The organism is Kocuria sp. ZOR0020, assembly GCF_000800955.1.
GTDB classification, from domain to species: domain Bacteria; phylum Actinomycetota; class Actinomycetes; order Actinomycetales; family Micrococcaceae; genus Kocuria; species Kocuria subflava.
On the sequence record NZ_JROX01000165.1, the window covers coordinates 1 to 5,741 of the forward strand.

A 5,741-nucleotide genomic window follows, 5' to 3' on the forward strand; every position below is an offset into this window, starting at 1 on the left:
GGGCATTGACGAAGCCGACCATCACCGAGCGCGGAATGAACCGCATGAGCCGGGCCGCGCCGACCAGGGCAAGGATCACCTGGAAGACACCGGCGAGAATGACCGCGGCGATGAAGTAGTCCAAACCGTGCGAATTTACCAGCGGAGCGATGACAAGAGCGATCGCGCCGGTGGCCGCGGAGATCATCGCTGGCCGACCACCGAGGATCGCGGTGGTGACGGCCATCGTGAACGAGGCGAACAGACCGACCCGGGGGTCGACCCCGGCGATGATCGAGAAGGCGATCGCCTCGGGAATCAGCGCCAGGGCGACGACGAGGCCGGCGAGGATCTCGGTCTTGAGCCACCCCGGGCGCCGCAGCGTCAGGCGGACACTTTGGCGCTCCTCGGGAGTGGGAGCATTCTGCTCGCCGGTCGAAGTCAGGGCTGTGGACACAGAGGTCTCCTAGCGAAAGAGAGGGGAGCTCGCCGTGAACCTTCACGGCACGTCAGAGTTCGAGGTTAACATTAACGTTGCGTTAGGGTTGGTGCAAACCGGTCCTCCGCGGCAGTGGAGGATCGGCGGCGAGGACGAGATGGAGATGAGAGTGCACATCGGTGAGATGGCAGAGAAGTCGGGGCTGTCTTCCCGGACCCTGCGACATTACGAAGAGATCGGTTTGATTCCTGCGACAGGGAGGACCGAAGGCGGGTTCCGGGTCTACACCGACGAAGACTTCCGGCGCCTCATGACCATTCGCCGGATGAAGGCGCTGAACTACTCCACCGCCGAGATGGGCGAACTGCTCACCCTGCTCGATGTGCTTGAAAGCGACGCACCCGACACCGAACGAAGCAAGGCACGAGAGAAGCTCCTTGCACTCCTGGGAGACGCCAACGCCAAGCGCGAGAAGCTCGCCAGACAGGTCGAACGGGCCGATGAGTTCCTCGGGATCCTCCGGGCGCGACTTGTTTGAGGCTTCCACGTCGAAGGTGGATTTGTTGACGTAACCGTGGTCACCGCGCTCGGGCAGAGCTGGCCGCAGCAGTCGTGGCAGAGTCAAGGTGGTCGGCGATGGCGCCGACCGTGGCTTTCGCGGTGGATCCGACTCCGATAAGGGTGGCCGATCCGGGGCCGGTCCAGTCCCCGTAGCCCGCGAAATAGAGCCCCGGGATCCGGGGTGAGGCCGTTCCATCGAGCCTGATCGTCCCGTCTGACTCCCGGAGGTCGAGTGCCCGCAGATGGCGCAGCGCCGGCCTGAAGCCGGTGGCCCAGATCACCGCGTCGACTCGGCGTGCGCTGCCGTCATTCCAGATCACGCTGTCGGGGGTGAAGCGTTCGAACATCGGGTGCGGGATCAGCAGCCCTGCATCCCGTGCCTTCTTCACGGGTGGGACGGCAACGATGTCGCCCAGGTCCGCGACGCCGCCGGAGTCCGGGTCCCCGGCGGCCAGTGCGCGCACCCGCTGGCTGGCCACCCGGAAGAGTTCACGCCCGTCGACGGCGTCGGGCAGGTAGCGCGGCTGCCCCCGCAGGCACCAGGTCACCGTCGCGACGCGGGCGAGATCGGCTGCGATCTGTGCGGCTGAGTTCGCTCCGCCGACGACGAGGACGGATTGGCCCTCGAACTGGTCCGGGCCGCGATAGTCGGCACTGTGGATCTGGTTCCCGCAGAAATTCCTCTGTCCCGGCACGGTTGGCCAGAAGGGCTGAGACCATGTGCCTGTCGTGTTGACGACGGCACGCGCCCGCCACTCGCCGGCATCGGTGAGCAGCTGGAATCCCTCGCTGGTTTGGACGACCTGGGCAACGCGCACCGGCCGCACGACTGGGAGCGCATACCGCTCCTCGTAGTCGGCCAGATATCGGATCACGTGATCGGCGTCGGGGTTGCCGCTGGCGGTCCTCGGCATCAGCCGGCCGGGCAACGATGAGTACTCTGCCGGCGAGAACAGCCGCAGCGAGGACCACACGTGCCTCCAGGCCCCACCGGGGTCCTCCTGGTCGTCGAGAATCACGAAGGACAATCCGGCGCGGCGCAGGTAGTAGCCGATCGCCAGGCCGGCCTGTCCGCCACCGATGACGGCAACATCGACTCGGCCTCTCACCTCCACTGCGCGGTCATCCGTCCAGGGCGAGGAACTGGCGCAGCTCAGCGAACGCTTCGCGCACCACGGTGTAGTGCGCCCACTTCCCACGCTGCTCACGCGTCAGGAGGCCTGCCTCGACGAGCTTCTTGAGGTGGTGGCTGATCGTCGGCTGGCTGATGTCGAGCGTCTCGGTCAGATCGCAGGCGCACACCGCGTCGCATCCCTGCGCGGCTACATGCGACAGCACCCGCAGGCGGGTCGGGTCGGACAGCGCTTTGAGCTTTTTGGCCATCTGCTCGGCCTGGTCCGCGCCCAGCGGTGCGACCGCCAGCGAACAGCAGTCGTTGGCATGGGGGGTGAGCAGTTTCACGGTTTCGAATGCGGTTGCCATCACCCCATCATACATTGACGCCCATCGATGCGTCCGTTTAGTCTGTCCCATAGACATTCATCAATACAGGGAGCGTAGTGCTGATGAGCACCACTGCAACGACGGCCGCGCAGAATGCGGTGCCGGTGACGAAGGAGATGTCCCTCCTGGACCGGTGGCTGGCACTCTGGATTCTGGCAGCGATGGCCGCAGGCCTGCTGCTGGGGCGGTTCGTGTCCGGCCTCGACACGGCCCTGGACGCCGTGAAGATCGGCGGGATCTCCGTGCCGATCGCCATCGGCCTGCTGGTCATGATGTATCCGGTGCTGGCGAAGGTCCGCTATGACGAGATGCATCGGGTGACCGGAGATCGGAAGCTGCTGACCCTGTCGCTGTTCCTCAACTGGGTCGTCGGCCCGGCGTTCATGTTCACGCTCGCCTGGGTGTTCCTGCCCGATCTGCCGGAGTTCCGCACCGGGCTGATCATTGTGGGTCTGGCCCGCTGCATCGCGATGGTGTTCATCTGGAACGACCTGGCCTGTGGGGACCGGGAGGCCGCCGCCGTGTTGGTGGCCATCAATTCCGTGTTCCAGGTCGTGGCGTTCGGCGCGCTGGGCTGGTTCTACCTGCAGGTGCTGCCGTCCTGGCTGGGACTGCCCACGACCTCGGCGGAGTTCTCCGTCTGGGCGATCGTGGCCTCGGTACTGGTCTTCCTCGGCATTCCGCTGCTGGCCGGCTTCCTCACCCGCGTGTTCGGGGAGAAGGCCAAGGGCCGCGAGTGGTACGAGGAGAAGTTCCTGCCGAGGATCGGTCCCTGGGCGCTCTACGGACTGCTGTTCACCATCGTGCTGCTGTTCGCCATGCAGGGTGAGGCGATCACCTCGCAGCCCCTGGATGTGGCCCGGATGGCGGTGCCGCTGCTGTTGTACTTCGTCCTGATGTTCGCCATCAGCCTCTTCGCATCCAAAGCTGTGGGCCTGAACTACGCGAAGTCAACCAGCGTGGCCTTCACCGCGTCGGGCAACAACTTCGAGCTCGCGATTGCGGTGTCGATCGGTACCTTCGGGATCACCTCGGGGCAGGCGCTGGCCGGTGTCGTCGGCCCGCTGATCGAAGTCCCCGTCCTCGTCGGTCTCGTCTACGTCGCTCTCTGGGCCGGTCCCAAGCTGTTCCCCAACGACCCGACTGTCCCCGCACGCAGAACCTCTGGAGTCCGAGCATGACCAGCACCTCTGAACCGAAAAGGCCCAGCGTCCTCTTCGTCTGCGTCAAGAACGGCGGCAAGTCCCAGATGGCCGCCGCGCTGATGCGCCACCGGGCCGGCGACGCGGTTGAGGTGCACTCGGCCGGCACCAAGCCCGGCACCTCCCTCAACGCCCTGTCCGCCGACGTGGTCGCCGAGGTGGGCGCAGACATGTCCGGAGAATCGCCCAAGTCCATCGATCCCGAGCTGCTGCGCCGGGTCGACCGGGTCATCGTCCTCGGCGAGGAAGCACACGTCGAACCCTTCGACGGTATGACCGCCACGATCGAGACCTGGAACACCGATGAGCCCTCGGAGCGCGGCATCGAGGGCATCGAACGGATGCGCCTGGTCCGCGACGACATCGACACCCGCGTGCAGGCTCTGCACTCCGCACTTCTCAACGACTGAAAACCCACTCCCGGATTGGATGGTCCTATGACCGCTGCCCCCAACACCACCACGACCAAGCCCAGCGTGCTGTTCGTGTGCGTCCACAACGCCGGCCGCTCCCAGATGGCCGCCGGCTACCTCACCGAACTGTCGGGCGGCCGGATCGAGGTCCGGTCGGCCGGCTCGGAACCCGCCGACCAGATCAACCCGGTCGCCGTCGAGGCGATGGCAGAAGACGGCATCGACATCACCTCTGCCTCCCCGAAGATCCTCACCACCAACGCCGTCAAGGCCTCCGACGTCGTCATCACCATGGGCTGCGGGGACGCGTGCCCGATCTTCCCGGGCAAGCGCTACGAGGACTGGGACCTCGCAGACCCCGCAGGCCAGGGCATCGAGGCGGTCCGCCCGATCCGCGATGACATCAAGGCCCGCATCGAGCAGCTTGTCTCCGAGCTGCTGCCGGCCTCGACCGGCGCGAAGTGAGGCGCTGACACCTGACGACCACCAGCACCCAAACGGATGAGCTGATCATCATCGGGTCCGGCCCCGCCGGGTATACCGCCGCCATCTACGCGGCACGCGCCGGGCTGGCCCCGCGGGTGATCGCCGGATCCGTCACCCACGGCGGCGCCTTAATGAACACCACCAACGTCGAGAACTTCCCCGGATTTCCCGGTGGCATCCAGGGCCCGGAACTCATGATGGGGCTCAGCGAGCAGGCCGCCAACTTCGGTGCCCGCATCGAGTACGACGACGCTTCCGCCGTCGACCTGACCGGGCCCCTGAAGGAGGTCACCACCCTGTCCGGTGCCACCTACCGAGCACCGGCCGTCATCGTCGCCACGGGTTCGGCGTACAAAGAGCTCGGACTGGCCGATGAGAAACGTCTCACCGGGCACGGCGTGTCCTGGTGCGCCACCTGCGACGGGTTCTTCTTCCGCGACCAGCACATCATCGTCGTCGGCGGTGGGGACTCGGCCATGGAGGAGGCACTGTTCCTGACCCGGTTCGCCGCGACCGTGACCGTGGTGGTCCGGCGGGACACGCTGCGCGCCTCGAAGATCATGGCCCAGCGGGCACACGACAACGAGAAGATCCGCTTCCTCTACAACAGCCAGATCACTGCCATCCACGGAGACGAGAAGGTCACCGGCGTGAGCGTGACCGACTCGATCACCGGCAGCATCAGCCAGCTGGACGCCACCGGGATCTTCGTCGCCATCGGGCACCTGCCCCGCACCGAACTCGTCAAGGGCCAGCTGGACCTCGACCCGGACGGCTACATCGTCGTCGATGCCCCGACCACCGCCACCAACCTGCCCGGCGTCTTCGCCTGCGGCGACGCGGTCGACCACCGCTACCGGCAGGCCATCACCGCGGCCGGCACCGGGTGCGCCGCCGCCCTGGACGCCGAACGCTTCCTCGCCGCCACCGAACAGGCAACCACGGCCGTCCTTCAGGAGACCAGCCATGCCTGACACCACCACCCACAGTCTGCCGGTCGTCGTCATCGGTGCCGGCCCCGTCGGGCTGGCCACCGCCGCCCACCTCCGCGAACGCGGCCTCACGCCGCTGGTGCTGGAGGCCGGCAGCACCGTCGCGGCTGCCATCCGCGCATGGGGCCACACCCGCCTGTTCTCCCCGTGGCGGTTCAACATCGAT

9 protein-coding genes are annotated in these 5,741 nt (G+C 66.6%); 6 read left to right on the forward strand and 3 right to left on the reverse strand.

Annotated elements, in window-relative coordinates:
* A partial coding sequence (locus tag L979_RS10060) for a SulP family inorganic anion transporter (protein ID WP_047692079.1) occupies positions 1-436 on the reverse strand: 436 nt, incomplete at its 3' end.
* A gap of 34 nt (positions 437-470) precedes the next feature.
* Here L979_RS10060 and L979_RS10065 point away from each other — a divergent pair.
* Positions 471-956 carry a MerR family transcriptional regulator gene (locus L979_RS10065; RefSeq protein WP_369792989.1) on the forward strand — a complete coding sequence of 162 codons (486 nt, stop codon included), beginning with the start codon at positions 471-473 and terminating at the stop codon, positions 954-956.
* Between the two features lie 40 nt (positions 957-996).
* Here L979_RS10065 and L979_RS10070 read toward each other — a convergent pair whose 3' ends face one another.
* Together L979_RS10070 and L979_RS10075 are read right to left on the reverse strand one after the other, a co-directional pair.
* Positions 997-2,094 (reverse strand): ArsO family NAD(P)H-dependent flavin-containing monooxygenase, encoded by a 1,098-nt coding sequence (locus L979_RS10070; protein ID WP_369792990.1) that lies wholly within the window; start codon positions 2,092-2,094, stop codon positions 997-999.
* Positions 2,095-2,101: 7 nt separating this feature from the next.
* On the reverse strand, positions 2,102-2,461 hold the full coding sequence (locus tag L979_RS10075) for a helix-turn-helix transcriptional regulator (protein WP_052209770.1): 360 nt from the start codon (positions 2,459-2,461) through the stop codon (positions 2,102-2,104).
* Positions 2,462-2,544: 83 nt separating this feature from the next.
* Here L979_RS10075 and arsB point away from each other — a divergent pair, with 83 nt between their 5' ends.
* The 5 genes from arsB to L979_RS10100 all read left to right on the forward strand — a co-directional run.
* On the forward strand, positions 2,545-3,663 hold the full coding sequence (arsB, locus tag L979_RS10080; protein WP_047692087.1) for an ACR3 family arsenite efflux transporter: 1,119 nt from the start codon (positions 2,545-2,547) through the stop codon (positions 3,661-3,663).
* Entirely contained in the window at positions 3,660-4,094 is a 435-nt protein-coding gene (locus tag L979_RS10085; protein WP_047692080.1) for a low molecular weight phosphatase family protein, read from the forward strand. The genes arsB and L979_RS10085 overlap by 4 nt, the downstream gene beginning before the upstream one ends.
* A gap of 27 nt (positions 4,095-4,121) precedes the next feature.
* Positions 4,122-4,562, forward strand: coding sequence for an arsenate reductase ArsC (locus L979_RS10090; protein WP_047692081.1), 441 nt, complete (start codon positions 4,122-4,124; stop codon positions 4,560-4,562).
* 11 nt (positions 4,563-4,573) lie between these two features.
* Positions 4,574-5,557 (forward strand): thioredoxin-disulfide reductase, encoded by a 984-nt coding sequence (gene trxB / locus L979_RS10095; protein WP_047692082.1) that lies wholly within the window; start codon positions 4,574-4,576, stop codon positions 5,555-5,557.
* A partial coding sequence (locus tag L979_RS10100; RefSeq protein WP_047692083.1) for an FAD-dependent oxidoreductase occupies positions 5,550-5,741 on the forward strand: 192 nt, incomplete at its 3' end. The genes trxB and L979_RS10100, both read left to right, overlap by 8 nt.

Bases quoted from the DNA above. Each gene is read 5' to 3' on its own strand.
- L979_RS10075 (WP_052209770.1), bottom strand. From the start codon at position 2,461: ATGGCAACCGCATTCGAAACCGTGAAACTGCTCACCCCCCATGCCAAC.
- arsB (WP_047692087.1), top strand. From the start codon at position 2,545: ATGAGCACCACTGCAACGACGGCCGCGCAGAATGCGGTGCCGGTGACG.
- L979_RS10085 (WP_047692080.1), top strand. From the start codon at position 3,660: ATGACCAGCACCTCTGAACCGAAAAGGCCCAGCGTCCTCTTCGTCTGC.
- L979_RS10090 (WP_047692081.1), top strand. From the start codon at position 4,122: ATGACCGCTGCCCCCAACACCACCACGACCAAGCCCAGCGTGCTGTTC.